The sequence below is a fragment of the Elusimicrobiota bacterium genome, from assembly GCA_028718185.1.
Lineage (GTDB): Bacteria > Elusimicrobiota > UBA8919 > UBA8919 > UBA8919 > JAQUMH01.
Genome location: JAQUMH010000003.1, coordinates 99,328 through 117,794, shown reverse-complemented (window position 1 = coordinate 117,794; position 18,467 = coordinate 99,328). Strand labels below are relative to the sequence as shown.

General features: G+C 43.2%; 1 protein-coding gene (running past both ends of the window). It reads right to left on the bottom strand.

Every position in this 18,467-nt window falls within one protein-coding gene, locus PHE88_06195, for an Ig-like domain-containing protein, read on the bottom strand. The gene is 54,729 nt long; 23,771 of those nucleotides lie to the left of the window and 12,491 to its right, leaving coding positions 12,492-30,958 in view (codon 4,164, partial, through codon 10,320, partial); reading right to left, the first codon wholly in view occupies nucleotides 18,464-18,466. Both the start codon and the stop codon lie outside the window.

The following is an 18,467-nucleotide window of genomic DNA, read 5'->3' as shown; positions in this document are numbered from 1 at the left end:
GAATTGCCGGGATAGGACCGCTGTTAACTGTTTGATCAGCACTGGCTTTTGCATATACCGTTCTTGTTCCGGGATTTTGAGGAGTATTGTTTGCTGCTTTTCTTAATGTAACAGAACTGGTAAATACTTTAACGGCATTATCAGCATCAGTAAATGCAAATGGACCAGGGAGACCATCATCGCTGGTCTCAGGACCATCAGGAGTATAAAATTCAACTGTCTGGTCATAACCTAACGCAGCCCCGCCATCAGCATCAAAGACTTCTATTTTTATTCCTGATGATTGTCCCGCTACAGTATTGCTTATCTGCGATAACTTAAGATATGCTGCGCCTTTAGTAACCCTGAATAACAAATCAATTCCGGCAGCAGATGCATTGTTTGCCTTATCTGTCGCTTTTGTATTTATTTTATAGTAAACACCGGATTGCCAGTCACTTTCTCCGCCCGGCATTGAATACCACCATAACGTACCATCATAACCACCAGGATTGAACCAGTTTTCACCTAATTGCCATGTTCCCGAGGAAACCCAACTATACCAGTAAGATGTCGGAGTGTACAACGGGTCACCTGTCGTCTTACACATTGACACGTAAATCTTTGTATTATCACTGATATCCGAATATGGTTTTCCTGAATCAACATTATCAGTAGCAGTACCTGATATCGTCAACAATTGGTTCGCATTATGAGTCAGTTGATACGGGTTTTTAATAGTTGACGACGGCGGCTTGACATCGTATAAAAATCTATTCCATGTTACTGTCTGAGTTGATTGCTGGTTGCCTGTTGAATCAGTCGCCCAGGAACGAACATTATAATACCTGCCGGAAGATAGTTTAGAACCGAAGAATGCACTGAAGTAACTCCATGTTCCTGATGAAGCACCGACAAAAGCGGCATTTAACGGAACTTCTGCTGTTGAATTAAATCCGCCTGCGCCGCCGGAGAAGTAATATGTAGTGTTACCGGCAATATCGTTTTCCAGAATTTCAATCTTAACAGGTGAAACTATCGTGCTTGATTCATCAGAGGCAGTACCGGATATGGTAGCAATTGAGTCCTGTTTATAATACGCAGGCCAGGCTGACGGCTGAACAACTAATGATGACGGAGGAGTATTGTCAAACCTGAAAGTAGCTGTTGAAAGCACCGGTCCCGGATTACCGGCATCATCAACTGTATATGCCCAGACATAATAAGATGTGTTTGTTGTCCAGGCATAAAATTCAGAACCGGGAGTAACCATTGCAGGTGACTTCGACATATCCCATAAACTCGGAGAAGCAGGTGTCAGGTTAGAATGTAAATTTTCAACATAATAATTTTCCCATGAACCGTCACCTAACTTATTAAAGAATTTTTTATCCGTCGCTCTTTGAATAATAACCTTAACACTGAACGCGTCACTTGAAGCGGTACCGGAAATTGTCGGCATGGAACTATATATATTAACATTTCCGGTTGAAGGTGTAATAACCAGTGTGCTTGGCGGATTGTTATCATATTTAAATGTAGCTGTGGAATAAGATATTTCTGCATTCTCAGCCATATCGTAAGCTCTTGATACAATCTGGTAGTCCTCGCCGTTTACCCAAGGCACACCGTCAGGACCATCTGTTTTTATTGTAAGTTTAAACGGGGCGGTAGTTGTCAAAACATTCCACTTAACGGTTGAACCAAGATATTGACCTGCTGTGTTGTCCCAGTAACCTCTCCCGTTTTTCTCATTTATAATCAACTCAACAGGCGTGGATGTCTTTAAATCATATGTATCTGAAACTACCCCGGAAATTGTCGGCATTGCATTGTATTTCTTTGTCGGCGGCCAGGCATAATTTACTGAATCCGGCATTACAAGTGTCGAATCCGGCGGAGTAACATCAAATGTAAAACTATATGATGCAGCAGATGTCTGGGTATTGTCAGAACCGTCAATCGCCCTACTTTCAATTACATAATAATTGTTTTCAGTATAATTTGAAGTTGAAATCTGGGTATATTTCCAGCTTGCAGCAGGCGTAGTTGTATCGTTCCACGTATTTACAGTTGTTGTCCATCCAAGTGTAGTATCCCAATATTCTGCACCTAAATGTGCACCCTGAATAGGCCAGGTGATACGAACCTGTGTCTTACTAAGACCTGAACTACCCGTATCTGTAGCAGCGCCTGAAAGAGTTGTCAAATTTACTCCATTATAAGGTTTGTTCGGTATAGAAATATTTGAATTCGGTTCAGCAGTGTCATATTTAAACTGATTATAAAATGCGTTACCGCTACTTTCGTTGCCGGCAGTATCTTTTGCCCGGACATAGACTCTATAAACGTTATTATTCGCCCAGATATAATTAGGCGCAGCAAGCGGCGTATTTATATACCATGTTGCCCAACTTCCGCCGACTGACTGTTGACAAACTTTCCATTCTTGTGTCTCGCCCCATTGCGAACCTGAAAACATCCAATATGTTGAAGGAAGCGGTAACCCTCCCTGATTGGATAATTGGATAGAAACCGAAACAACCGTTACTACATACGGGTCGTTAGATGTACCGGAAATAGTAGCAAGTATTTTCGAAGGTCCATAACTCTGGCTATCTACCGGCATCACAATTGCTGAAGTCGGTGCAGTAACATCATATACGAACGACTTTGTATTATTTGTTTCCTGTCTTAAGCCGACAATATCCTCGGACACTGATTTTACATAGAAACGTTTCTGCGAAAGATTTGTGAAAACAGGTGCTGCTATCTGCCAGGTACCAGTACCTGTAGTTGAAGCAGTCGATTCAGTGGTTGTCCACTGATTACCCGGATCACCGGTCCAGTAGTAAGTTGTTGAGCCCTCCAGATATGTGAGCATCACTTTTGTTGCATTCGCTTTTATACCGCTTCCGCCTGCACCGTTAAGGTCTGATGCATCCCCGGAAATCCAGGTAAGCGAATTTATTTTTGAATCATCCGCAGGTGCCAAAACCGAAGAGGTCGGCGATGAATGGTCAATCGTAAATGTGCGTGAAGAAATTACAGTCTGTAAATTTGCAGGTGATGATAAATCAACAGCTGACGAATAAATTACATAGAACTGGGTATCTTCATATTTAGTATCATCTATTGCTCTCGTCCATGGATATGTTCCCGTTGCAACAATCCATACCTGAGACGGTGATACAAAATCAGTTCCCTGATACCAGTAACCATATGCACCGGATGTGGATTTCAAAACAGCAACTTTTACCCCGTTGGCTGTTGAAATCCCGGATTTATTATCAACAGCGGTCCCGGAAATGGTAGGTAAACTCTGGAAATACGAGTTTGCTTCTGTAGCTGGTTTTGTAACTTTAGTCGTAGGCGGTGTCTTGTCAAAATAAAATGTCCTTGTAGAAGTGAATAATTCCGTATTATCGGCACTATCAAAACTATATGCATGGATATCATAATTAATATCTGACCAGTCAGGTGTAGTTCCGCCCATAAATCCGGGATATGTCCATACCAGTGTATTGGCTACAGAAACCCCGGTTGAGACAACAAGCCAGTTATCGGATTCGTTTTCACCTAACCAGTTAGAACCGGTCCAGTACTTTCCGGTACCACCAATCTCTTTAATTGAAATACGGACACCGGAAGGACCTGAGGCACTATCATAAGAAGTTCCTGAAATTGTTGAAAGCACGGAAATAGTCGATGACTGAACGGGAGCATAAACCAGCGTTGCCGGCGGGGTATTATCAAATGTAAATACATTGGATGATGAAACAGTCTGCCAATTAGTTGCAACATCTGTTGCTGAAGACCTTAAAATATACCATTTACCGCTTTCTAATATATCATTCCATGAATTTGCAGACGCTCTTGTAGAATACCATGTTGTCCAGTTACCGGATGTTTTTGCACTAAACCAGTACTCTGTCGTTGCTGTAAATGAAGCGACTCCCGTTGGATCATACCAACGCCCGTCTGTTTCATTTTGTTTTATTGAAAGTTTTACTACTGACAGACCAAACGCATCAGATGCAGTTCCTGAAAGTGATGAAAGTGTCTTATAACCGGTATTCCTGGCAGGAACAACAACAACTGAAGTCGGTGCAGTTATATCATAGACGAAAGTGTTGCCTGCTGACGGGACTTCTTCATTAGTTGCAAGGTCTGTTGCTTTACTCCTAATGCTATATTGATGAGCATCCGTCCATATAGAATCCGGAACGGTTAGATTCCAGCTACTGCCGGCAGGATTAGTGGAAGCATAATTCCAATAACTGCTTCCGGCAAACCAGCCAGTACTACTATTATAATAGGTTGAAGCAAACGTCAGGTCCTGTATTAAAACAGTTACAGTAGAAAGTGTTGTAATCCCGGCAACAGCATCTTCACAAGTACCGGACAGTGTTGTAAGTGTATTATACGGCAGATTTCCTATTGTCGGCAATACAACAGTTGATGTCGGTTTAAAATTATCATACCAGAATGTCTTGCTTGCGTATGCGACCTGAGTGCCCTGAACATTTCCTGCTCTATCGGTAGCTTTTACTTTTATTGTGTATGATGAATTTTGTATCCAGATTAAATCCTGATCATAGTACGACCATGACGGCTGATTAGCAGTTGATATAGTTGTTATCCAGTAAGGTGAGCCGTCGTTTTCAACAAAACTAGTTTCATCAAAATACTTTTCTGTTGTTGTTGAATTCGAAGCATGCCGGACAATATACATACTAATATTCGCTAAAGGCGTTGATACTCTTGCACCCGCAAACGGAGGAATATCAACGGCAGTTCCGGAAATACTTACAAGTGATGCGTTGTTATATGTTCTAACAGGTATTTGGATTGCCGTGACCGGTTCACTTGAATCAAATATAAATAGCGAGGCTCCTGCAGCTGACGGCGACTCTATCAGTACCGGGTTTTCAGTACCGGAAGAGTAAACCATTGCATAATAGGAACATCCATTTGTAAGTCTTGGCTGAGTTAAATCAGCATAACCCCACGCTGTCGTGGCAGGAGAAAGTGTTGCCTGTGACCATACAATCTGTGCGGAATCAAATGCAGTATCACCATTCCAATAATACATCAGCCCGGAAAGAGACCTTATGGAAACGTATGTTTTTGCAATTTTTGATGCATCTGAAACTGTTCCAAATAATGCCGAATAAGATTTAATTGCAGAATTATTTGCAGGTACGTTAACCTGAGATATCGCACTTGATTTATCAATTTTAAATGTTGAGGTAGAATAGTTTGTCTGCATATTTCCTGCCCTATCAAATGCCCTCGCCTCTATTCTGTATTCTTCAGTTTCAGCCCATTGTGAGTCATCAATAGGATAGCTCCATTGTGTGCCGTCGCTGCTCGTAGAACTCGGGATAAACCATGCGCTCGTATCGGCGTAGTCATTAGTATATGACCAACCTTGCGGGTTAGCATTTTTCCAATATCTCTCTGAGAAACCACCGATTCCGTTCCTGTGTATTCTTATTTCTACTTTATTAAGTTGCCCGGAATATGGAACATCTGAAGCGGTACCGGAAATAACAGACAAATAAGACATTGTTGAATAACCAACAACAGGTGTTGTATTCGCCGCTGTAGGTGAAGATGAATCTATTATGAAAGTCTTGCTTGTTACAGGTGACTGTACGTTTTGTGATTTATCTCGTCCGCGGCTCTCTATCAGGTAACCTGGTCCTTCATCCCAACTCGGCATGCTCGAGGCATACACGGTCCAGTTACTGCCTACTAACGTCGCATCTAACCACGTGTTCGAGGTCTCCGTTGTCCAACTGCCTACACCACCTGATACCTGCCAGTAATTCGCACCTTCACTCGAGATACGGACTTCTACCTTGTCCATGCCGGAAAAACTGTCACTCGCAGTTCCGGAGGAGACTACCATCATACGGTGGAATTCCGCATATGGGATACTGATTGCTGTCGTCGGCGGTGTATTGTCATATTTAAATGTGCGGGTCGTGTAACTTACCTCGTAATTGCCGGCTCTATCCAACGCTTTGCTCTCTACACGGTAATTGCCCATATTGCCCCAGGCGGGCACTGATGAACCGCTTAATATATAATCGCTGCCTACTAATGTAGTATCTAACCAGTCACTGGAACTGCCACCTATCCAACTTAAACTACTCTTATTCCAATAAATTAATCCTGCTCCTGTACCGGATGAGATTCGCACATACACGTTGCTTACGCCGCTGTTGTATACACTGCCACCTGCTGTAGGAACATCACTTGCACTTAAGGTTATCGTTGTTAATGGACGGTTCTGTCCGTAATTGGCATTTGTCGACTCGGGCGTTGTCATACTGCTTACTGGCGGGTTCGTATCATAGATTATTACATAACCGGTCTTTACATCGCCGTCTTCTAAGTTACCGGCATTGCCGTCGACGTCTAACGAATTATCTGTGGCTCGCGTCTTGATTAAGTATTTCTTGCCGGATATCTGATGCGCAGCTAATGACGTATATGTATATGATGAGATTTGGGTGCCGGCTATTACGCCTTTATTGGTTACTTCTGTCCAGTCCGTCAGCATTGACCAGCCGCTGCCGGTATTGCTGCTTATCTTTACCTCTATCTTGCTTATTCCGCCGGATGTGCGCGCTCCGGAAATGCCTGACGGGACTACATCCTCGCTAGTACCGGAGATAGTTGCCAGGTTACTTACATAGCCGGCTGCTGCTCCGTCATTTGTTACTGTTGAAGTCGGTTTTGTTGTATCCCATGTAAACGTTGACGGCTGGTAGCCATACAACGGCTCTAAGTTCGTCGCTTCATCGGCTGCTTGCGTGTAACAAAAATATGAGGTCCCGCTGACTAATTTACTCTCACTTACTGCATACTCCCACGCATCGGCAACAGGCGCAGATAATAGATTGTAAGACGGGCTGCCTTGTGAAAAACCGTCACTGCTATTGGCATACCATGACGCATTACCGCTTAACCGCTCTAAATACAGACGCACTGATACTACCGTAGTCTCGCCGGCGCCATCTACTGCTGTACCGGTTATCTTTCCGCCACTGGCTAGTGCTCTGCGCGCTGTTAAATTAGCAGGCACATTTACATATGATGTCGGTGCATTTGTGTCTACCTGGATTGTCCTGGTTGATACATATAACGGCGCATTACCGGCTTTGTCATATGCTATCGCTTCTATCATATATGATTCTGTATTACTTAATGTCGGTTTTGTGCTCTTCCATACTTTCCAGTCGCCGGATTCATTTATTGCATCATACCACGCGGCGGTCGCATAATCTATCGTATAGCCGCTACCATCCCAGTATTTTCCGCCTGCAACTCGTGATACTCTCAGCTGCACCTTTAATAACGTGCCCGTTGAAGGACTTATCGGGTAGTCTAATGCCATGCCGGAAATCGACGGTAAATTAGCTACCGAATTAACCTTGCTCGTTGACGGAGCTGTTACCACTATCGTAGGCACGCTTACGTCATACATAAAGATATATGACTGCGGTGTGGTCTCAACGTTCTGGCTGCGGTCTTTCGCTTTTGTTTCCACCTTATACTTCACGCCATCTATTAACGTCGGCTTCGCTAAACTCCACGGCGCAGAACCTAAACCTACCGACCAATCCATTACTACGTTCTCCCAGCTATCCGTCCATGATGAGACTCGCACGCTTACATTCTCCAACTGAGAATATTCGTCGCTCGCACTGCCGGAGATTGTCGCTAACTGCGCGTTTATCCAGTAGCTGGTCGGATTTAATATACTTGATACAGGAGGCGTACTGTCATATTTAAATGTTACTGTTGAATACGAGACTTGCACGTTACCTACGGGAACTACGTTATCTATCGCTTTGCTCTCCACTGTATACAGCTTGCCGTTCTCCCACACCGGGGTTGAACTAAACACGAACGGCGCGGTTGCGGTATCATCTGTTTCAAGCCACGTATTCGCTGATGCTACCCAGCTGCGGTTATTTGATTGCCAGTACATCTTCGTCGCTGTGCCGGTGGATATACGAATTTGCACTTTATTTACGCCTGCCTTATTTGGCGAAGATGAGTCGTCATCGCTGGTGCCGGATATCGACGATAACTCGCGCGAAGGTCCATAATTCGGGTTGACTGAAGACGGAAGATTTAAGACTGAAGACGGTACGTTCGTATCGTATATTACAGTATATGTGCTTATCGCTACCTCTATGTTATTTGGTATCGCTCCATCATATGCACGGGTCTTCAGTCTATACTGGCTGCCGCTCTTGAATGCGTTGCTTAATGAAGTGTAGGTCCAGCTCGTGTTGCCTACGGCAAAATTTGTTGATGATGACCAATACACGCCTGACTGCGAGACCCAGTTGTTACCGTCCCACCAGCTCGTGCCTAAGGTTAAATTCTGGATTGAGATCTCCACTGACGAAATTATGTTAGAATACGCTGCTCCTACAAACGGCTGGAAGTCACTGCAACTACCGCTCGCTATTGTTATTGAGGAATACGACTTCACCGTAGCAGTTGAGATTGACGCAGGCGATAACATGTTACTTATGGGTGCGGTGTTGTCATACACAAAGTATGAGCCACGGCTTGGCGACGGAGTTTCTACTAACGGCGGGTTAGATACATCTGTTGAGATTGTCGTTATCCAGTAACTTACTCCGCTTGATAAATCATTTTGCGTTATCTGCGTGAATTCCCAGTTGTTCCATACACTGCCTACCTGTGTCACCTGTATCCAATACGTCGTACTCTGGTTCCAGTGCTGGACGGTCGACTCCCAATATTGTTTTGTATCTAACCTCTGTGCTGTTACGCTCACGCTCTTTAAGCCGCCGGTGTCACTCGCTGTACCGGTTATCTTCACAAATTGTGATATCGATGTTGTTGTCGCTGGCAGATTTACCTTGCTTGTAGGTGGTGAATAGTCTATTCTAAATTCACGAGTCGAATAATCGGTACGGTAATTGCCGGCCCGGTCATCTACTTTCGCCTCTATACGGTATAATAGTCCGTCGTTCCAGTCTACTGTATTAAATGGTTGGCTCCATTGGATACCGTCGGTATGCGTCGAACTCGGGATAAACCATGCGCTCGTATCCGCGTATTCATCGCCTAAATTAAATGCACCGCCACCCCAGTATTGATGATCTTGTAATCTGTAAATCCTTATCTTTACATCCTTTATGTGACCTGTTGACGGCGTGTCGTTCGCCGTGCCGGAAATTAACGTCAAGACTGACATCGTCGTTACGCCTACCGCAGGGGTTGTTATCGATACTGTCGGCGTGCTCGCATCTATTATGAAAGTCTTACTCGTTACAGGTGACTGTACGTTTTGTGATTTATCTCGTCCGCGGCTCTCTATCAGGTAACCTGGTCCTTCATCCCAACTCGGCATGCTCGAGGCATACACGGTCCAGTTACTGCCTACTAACGTCGCATCTAACCACGTGTTCGAGGTCTCCGTTGTCCAACTGCCTACACCACCTGATACCTGCCAGTAATTCGCACCTTCACTCGAGATACGAACCTCTACCTTGTCCATGCCGGAAAAACTATCACTCGCAGTTCCGGATGAGACTACCATCATACGATGAAATTCCGCATACGGGATACTGATTGCTGTCGTCGGCGGGGTATTGTCATATTTAAATGTGCGGGTGGTGTAACTTACCTCGTAATTGCCGGCTCTATCCAACGCTTTGCTCTCTACACGGTAATTGCCCATATTGCCCCAGGCGGGCACTGACGAACCGCTTAATATATAATCGCTGCCTACTAATGTAGTATCTAACCAGTCACTGGAACTGCCACCTATCCAACTTAAACTACTCTTATTCCAATATTGAGAACCTACTACTCCGGAGGAGATACGCACATACACGTTGCTCACTCCACTGTTGTATACACTGCCACCTGCTGTAGGAACATCACTTGCACTTAAGGTTATCGTTGTTAATGGACGGCTCTGTCCGTAATTGGCATTTGTCGACTCGGGCGTTGTCATACTGCTTACTGGCGGATTTGTATCATAGATTATTATATAACCGGTCTTTGCATCACCGTCTTCTAAATTACCGGCATTGCCATCGACATCTAACGAATTATCTGTGGCTCGCGTCTTGATTAAGTATTTCTTGCCGGAGATTTGATGGGCGGCTAACGACGTATATGTATATGATGAGATTTGGGTGCCGGCTATTACGCCTTTATTGGTTACTTCTGTCCAATCCGTCAGCATTGACCAGCCGCTGCCGGTGTTGCTGCTTATCTTTACCTCTATCTTGTTTATCCCGCCGGATGTCTGCGCTCCGGAGATACCTAAGGGCACTACATCATTGCTGGTACCGGAGATAGTTGCCAGGTCATTTGTGTAGCCGGTTACTGACCCGGCATTTGTTACGGTTGACGTCGGCTTGGTTGTATCAAATATAAATGTTGAGGGTTGTAAACCGGGTGTATCTTCTCTATTTGTTGCATTATCCCACGCAGATGAATATACATAATAAGAAGCTCCTGAAGTAAAATACGCTCCTGTAATGTGAGTATATTGCCAGGGAGTAACACTATCAGCACTTAATGGATATTCGCTGCTGGTGTCATCAAAACCGACAGTATCCCACCACTTGTATTGCCCTGAATTTTTACGTATATAAACTTTTACCGCAGTAACAGTATTATTATCCTGTGATGTTCCTGAAATAGTGACAAGGTCTGATGAGCCTACTCTTATTGCTGTTGAATTAGCCGGTTTTGTTACCGTTGACATTGGAGATGAAGTATCAATTATGAATGTTGATGTTGATATATAAGGTGAAACATTTCCTGCATTATCAGTGACCTGGGCATATACATCATATTGAAGTGTGTTCCAACCCCAAGGTACGGCATAATACCAGATTGTATTTCCGGAAGTAAGCGGTGTTGCTGAATACCATGTACGAGGACCTGTCCAATCAACTCCATTCCAGTAATCGGCACCTGAACGATATGCTGAAATTTTTGTTTCTTTTACACCGGATGCATTTGAGTTTTCATCATAAGATGTTCCTGAAATTGTTGCAAATGGCTGATATTCTCTTGTTGCACCCTGATACCTGTTAGGCATAGTCAGAATTGTTGTTGAATTAGTTATATCATAGTAAAACACAGCGGAAGAAACAGTTGTCTGGTAATTCAGTGAATCATCAATACCTGATGAATATACAATGTAATAATTATTGTCGGTATAAGAGGAAACAGAAACACCGTTGTATGTCCAGGGTGCAACACTGGTTGCATTCTTCCATTGCGGGGTAGTGGTCCAATTTTTACCATTCCACCATTCGTCCGAAGCATGACTTCCCTGTGCCGGATACTTTATCATGACTTTCATATTTGTAAAACCGGAACCACCGGCATCCGAAGCAGTTCCTGAAAGTTGAGTAAGCGAATTGTTATGATGCGATTTGTTAGGCACCTGAACTACGGAAACAGGTGACTGGTCATCGTAATCAAATGTAACAGTTGAAGTAGAAGAAACATTACCGGCATTATCTGTTGACCAGGCTTTAAGTTCATATTTCTTACCTGTCGTCCAGCCAAAATCCTGGGTAATATCCCATCCACTGGAAGGTACAATATCTTTATAATAGATTGCCGTTAAAGCAGGTGCATTTTCCCAATTAAATGATGTCCAATTATAATATGTGGTCGGGTATGTAGTGTCCCTTAAAATTAAGGTAACTTTAGTCAGACCGGAAGCAGTACCACCGGCTCCTGCAGTATCTGCACAAGAACCTGTTAAAGTCGGCAGTTGATTCTTCGGTCCATAATTCCCGTCATCAGAGGGTATTGTAATCCCGACTGTCGGAACAGTATTATCGAATAAGAATGTGGTTGTAGCAATTACTGTCTGGACGTTACCGGCATAATCAGTTGTCATTACCTGAAGTGCATATTTTGCACCGCTTTCCCAGTTTGGAACCGCCGCATACGTCCAATTATTTGCAGTGGTTACCGTATTCCAGGACGCGGTAGAATCATATGCTAACCAGCTACTACCGCCACTCTGCCAGTAATTTCCGATTTCAGTTCCTGCTTCGCAATATATAGAAATCCGGATTGCTTTAAGTCCTGACAAATCACCGTTTGCCGTACCTGAAATTGTTGAAAGTGCCTTTACATATGATAAATCCGGTTGGGCAGGTCTCACAATAACAGCTGTCGGCGAAGACCTGTCAATATAGAATGTCCTTGTTGTAACAACGACCTGCATATTAGACGGAATTGAAGCATCATACGCCTGTGAATATATTGTATAAGATGAATCATTTACACCCCAATCAGTATCAGCAAAACTGGTCCCAACCGGGTACCTCCAATAACCAGCGGCTGTCCATGTATCTACCGCGATATCATATGGGTAAGGTGCACTTGGCGCCCAGCCGCCGCCGGGTGTCCTGTATTGATTATCGTATAAACGAACTATCCGTATCTTGACAGAATTAACTCCGGCATTTATTGCATTAGGGTCTGTAAAAGTACCGGAAAGCGTAGGTAATCTATTGTATTTTATACCTTCAGCAGGAAGTGTAACAGTTGATGTCGGTGATGAAGTATCTATAATAAAGGAATTTGAAGACGTTCCTACAACAAAACTTTCCTGTTCATTACCGGAGTTATCAAGCGCTTTTACGGATAGGGAATATCTATTATTGTCTTCAACTGCGAATCCTGTATATGACCATGTATCAGTATAAACAGTCGCCTGCATATTCCAGTAAGCATCACCCTGCCAACCTGCCTGTTCTTTATAATACTGTCCATCGCCTCTTTGTAGCAGGAATTTAACTTTACTAATTCCGGACCTGGAAAGTCCTACACCAGGCAGCGGGTCAGTTTGAGAACCGGATATCGTAATAAGACCGGAATATGCTTTAGTGCTGATTGGAATATCTATTGAAGCGGACGGGCTTGATTTATCAATAGTAAAATTAAAACCGGTTATGTTTGCCCAGTCGTTATTTCCTTCAATGTTCGGGGTCAGGGCTGAAGCTATATATGTTTTGTCATAACCTCTTACCCTAAGTTTATATGTATGCCCGTCAGTCCAGGCAGAATTATTCAGAGTCAGGGACCAGGTTGAAGTGTTTGTATTATAAGAATCTACAACGGTATGGGTTGATTCTGACTGCCACTGGCTCTGAGTAAATGACCAGTAACTGGTATACCCGTCAAGCGTCCAGTATAATTGTGCCTCTACTTTTTCAATACCGGAGTTAAGTCCTACCGGTTTATCAACAGTTGTACCGGAAGAATAAATTATAGAACTAAAATTCGTCTTGCTGGAATTGGGGTAATTAATCGTAGAAAGCGGTGTGTTTGAATCGTAGTAAATCGTAAAATTGGAACCAGGAACACCCATTTGTGCTGGGGGTATAAATAGATATGATGCATTTTCACCATATGCCTTAATTGTATATGAAGAACCTGAAACAAACATCGCATTAGGCACGGTAATACCCCAACCGGTACCGCTTGGTACATTACTAGCATATGAAGAACCGCTCACCCAATAAGGTGCTGTCTGAGAACTGTTCCAATTCCAGTTATCACTTAACCTTATTATTTGTAACCATACCTTTGTTGTGTCCGGGTCAGCATTATTAGTACCTGTGACGGAGGTAAGAGTCTTATAATATCTGCTATTCTGATGAGTTGTTATAGTTACCAAAGATGCCGTAGGTGAGATTTTAAATTTCCTTGCATTAACCCAGTCAATGATGCCTGCAGCTTCAGATGACCATTTATAGTTACCTGCTATATCTTCTGCTTTTACCGCAACCCTATACCAATTTACACCCGTTTTCCATGAAGGTTGGTCGGTAAATTTCCAAGTCGGTAATGTTGCAGTTGAACCGCTCAATATACAAGAATTATCAAAAATACTAGTCCAGGTATCATCATCGCCGCCGGGCTGACCATCGGCTCCCAATGACCAGTATTCCTCAGGTGTATTGTCGAACTCACCAGTTTGCATCCAGGCAACAACAATTTTAACGTTATCAACTTTGCCAAGCGTATCTCCTGCCTGACCTGACATCGTAGCTAAAGCCTGAGTATCACTTGAATCTTCCGGCGTTTGAATAGTTATTGTAGGAGATGTCCTGTCACACTGGAATATGGACTGTGTTATAACTGTCTGTGTGTTTGATGCAAGGTCATACGCCCTGGTCTTTATATAATATGTTACGCTTTCGGTCCATGTTGATGTGTTGATTTCATATTGCCAGGTAGTGGTAGTCGGCGTGGATGCTTTAATATATATATCAGAACCTATTACCCAATTTGTTCCATTCCAACATTGTGTACCGTCATAAATTGAAATATCCACGCCTTTCACACCGGACGAGTTGGTATTTGGGTCAGATGAACCGCCGGAAAGTATGGACAGGTTATTATAATATGCTTTACCCGGTGCTGTAACTGTAGTCGTCGGTGATGAGAAGTCAGTCCTGAAGAATACACCCTGATTGCCATTACCGTTGCCCTCTTCATTAAATGCATTATCTCTTGACTTAGTCCATAACTGATAACTGTACTCACATCCCTTAGTAGCAGTGTCATTTTTCCAAATTACATCTAATTTAGCAGTTAAATCCTTCTTCCATAATGTATCGTCAGCTGAGAACCAAATATTATCAGATCCCCAGGTCAAACCCTGCCAATAATTATTACCTGAAGGGTCGTCGGGAAATCTTCTAAGTTTCATCTGAGGCGGTTCACTTATACCGGAACCACCTGTATCATTTTGAGAACCTGTAATTGTTGCTAACTGTGATATATATCGATAAGCAGTACCACTTGACGGTGTAGTTATATATGAGTTTGGATTAGTTACATCCCAATAAAATTTTATATACGGGTCGGTTTCTGTAATGTTCTGCGAATTATTCGCTTTGTCATCTGCTTTTACCCATAAATGGTATTCTTCACCATCACTAATTGCCTGTGGTCTTGTTACCGCCCAGATAGTAGTGCCTGAAGTAAGTGCAGTAGTTGTTGACCAGTATATACTTGCCTGCCATTCATTAGCAGTACCTAATTTTGTAATGTTCCACCAGTTCGGAGATAAATTTACTCTTTTAATTGCAACTCTAACCTGACTTACTCCTGATTGGGTCTGGACTTGCAACGTGTCCATAGCTGTTCCCGATATAGAAGTAAGCGGCGAGGATAAAACGCCGTTCCCGTATGCACCACCGTCTACCGGCACTGAAACCACCGATGTAGGAACCTGCAAGTCATATAAAAATGTACCGGGAGCATTAAGCGGAGTTTCAATGTTACCCGCCTTGTCCTCTGCTCTTGACCACACGTAATAAGTTGTCCCTGTTTGCCAATTATTTGTATCTATAGGAATTGTCCATGAGGGCGGCGATGAATATGTAGCTTGTCTCCAAATTGTAGAATCTGTATCGGGTGAACCTGTTGATTCAGCCCATTCTTCAGGTGTTGTACCTCCTTTCCAGTATTTACCATCGGTTCTCTGGACACGAACTTTCACACCGGTTGAAGGGACACCGGAAGGATTTGAAAGATTATCCTGTGCAGTTCCTGCAAGTTGGGAAAGCGAGTTGTTATAATATTGCAGCGACGGCGTGGTTACCACAGACGATGCGATTGTCGTGTCGTAGTAGAAGTTGCTGACTACGTATGTTTTTGTGTTGTTCGCACCGTCACTCGCCCTTGCCGTAATTGTATATTTCTTATCAGGCACCCAGTAAGCATTCATATCTTTACTGTAATACCATTTTGTAGGAGCATCTGATGAAACACAAACCACATAAGACGAAACTGCGGAATTAAATCCAGCACCGTCAAAGTAATTCCCGCCCTGCATTTGTATTTCCAGTTCTACTTTGGTTATGCCCGTTAAACCGTCAGACGCAGTACCGGAAATGGTTTGAAGTGACTTTGAATATGCACTTGTGTTAGGTGTCGGTGTTGCGATGACTATTTCAGGCTCACCTGTATCACACATGAATGTTCCTGAAGAAACAACTGTCTGGTTATTACCAGCACCGTCAGTTGCCATTACGTGAACGCTATATGTAGTACCAGAGGTAAGCGTCGGAACCGATGTGGGGCTGGTTGTTGTCCACACAGTAGCATTAGATGTATCATACCAGTATGGGTCCGGACCTGCTGTCCAGGAAGAACCTGTCCAGTTATAATCACCACTATTCGGGAGTTTCTTAAATGCAACCCATACTTTAGATATACCGGAAAGTCCGCCATTAGCAGTACCGGAAATTGTACCAAGTGAAAGAGTATTTACATACGATTTATTAGCAGGATAGACAACTCTTGATACGGGTTCTACGGGGTCAACAACAAATGTAATTGTTGAAAGATTAGTTTCATAATTCGCCGCTTTATCAATACCCCTTGTGGTTAAATTATAATAATTTTCCGTCGCTCCCCAGTTACCGGCAACAAAAGTATAATCCCAGTGACTTGATGTAAATGTTCCGGTGTTCACATTAATAAAGTATGTCGGGGCATTAGAAGAATAATATGTTACCCAGCCGCCGCCATCCCAATATTGCGAAGTCGGCGATGCAAGACGAACAAGTAATAATTGTACTCCTGAGATACCGGAACTAAATGTTTTACCAGCAGGCTCATTTTGTGAACCGCTCAAAGTTGTAAGACTTGAAGGTTTATATGGCTGCTCACTCTGCGGTACAGATATGGTCGACAACGGCGGTGCTGCATCCACAATAAATGTTACAGAGGTTATATTTTCAACATATGGAGAAACCTGAGTTTCATTATTTGCTTTATCAACTGATTTGGCTAATATCGTGTATTGGTTATTATCAGAAAATGTAGCAGAGATATATGTCCAGGTCGCCGGTGTAACACCCGCTGAAAGTCCCGTGACAACAAACGATGAATTTGATGCAGAATAACCACCACCATCCCACCATCCGCCAAGCCCATCATTTCTTATTGCAATCCGGACTTCTTTCAACTGTGTAATAGCATAATCATTAGCAGTACCGGAAACTGTCGTAAGAGAACTTAATTGCGAGGCACTTACGGGACCTACAATTTTTACGGAAGGTGTTGAATCGTCTATCGTAAAATTAGTAAATATATTTGCTACCTGGGAAATTCCCGCTTTATCAGTTGCGCGACTCCTGATAGTATAATTAACGTTGCTTTCCCAGATGGTTTGTGTAGGGACAACTATCTGCCATTCAGAAGAATTACTTTCAGCTGTAATAATAGCAGCAGTACTCCAAAAAGCACCAGTCCAACCAATACCATTGTTGTTCCAGTAAGACGGACCGGGTTTTTCAATCTGGATTTCAACTTTATTTACTTTGCCAAGCGAGTTTGTGTCTGAAGATGTTCCTGATAGAGTAGCAAGATTAACCGTATTATAATAGCTGTCACTTTGCGGTTTATAAATCTGGGTTGATGGTGGCTGGTCATCCATGATAAATGTAACATAGTCATACGGTGATTGTTCATACGGCGGTGCCTGAGCAGCATCATAACCCCTGGATTCTACTTTATACTCATTATTAAAAATCCAGGTGATTGTTGAAGAATCTAATTGCCAGTTTGGTGCATTAGTTGTTTTAAACCAGGCGGTATCGGGGGTAGTGGTGCTTACCCACATCCATGTCCTGAAATCAAAATATGTTGAGCCAAGTGTCAGGTTTTGCAGCCGGATTTCTGTCCAGTCAACAGGAGAACTGCCTGTTCCGGAGATAGTGGCTAAACTGGATGCCTGATACTGTTTGCCCATAGAAGGTGCAGTTATAATGGTATCAGCCATAGGAGGTTTAAAAGTAAATGATGACACGGTGATAGAAGAAGTATTGCCTGCCCTGTCAACTGAACGGGAGTAAACCCTGTATTCACGGTTTTGCGTCCATGGAGAAGGGCTATCGGCTGCCTGCTGCCATAGTGTCGGTGTTCCACCTGTTACAAGTGTCCAGGACGAAGAACCTAAATTAAAAGCATTTACCCAGTTCCAGTATTGATTTGCACCACCGGAAGTCGCAGTTTCAAAAATCGCTACCTGAACATAACTAACAACACCAGGGGTAGAATCAGAAGCTGTTCCTGAAATCGTAGGAAGTGAAGAATATTCTGCCGGCTCCGCTCCTGCATCTGTCGTTGACGGTTTTACAATATAACTAACAGGTGCTGACGTATCAAATATGAAATAGTTGGTCTGCATGGAAGAAGGTGACTCAACATTCCCGGCGGTATCGGAAGATTTTGAAACAATTTTATATTTTTGATTAGAAACCCAGTTGGTATTTAATATACCTGTATATGACCATGAAGACGACCAGATATTTGTCGCTTCAACCCAGCCGGCATAACTTTCCCAGACAGAATTTGTCGTCCAGTACACATTAAAACCTGTTGTTTCGTTATGAATCTGAATAACAACTTTTTGTATT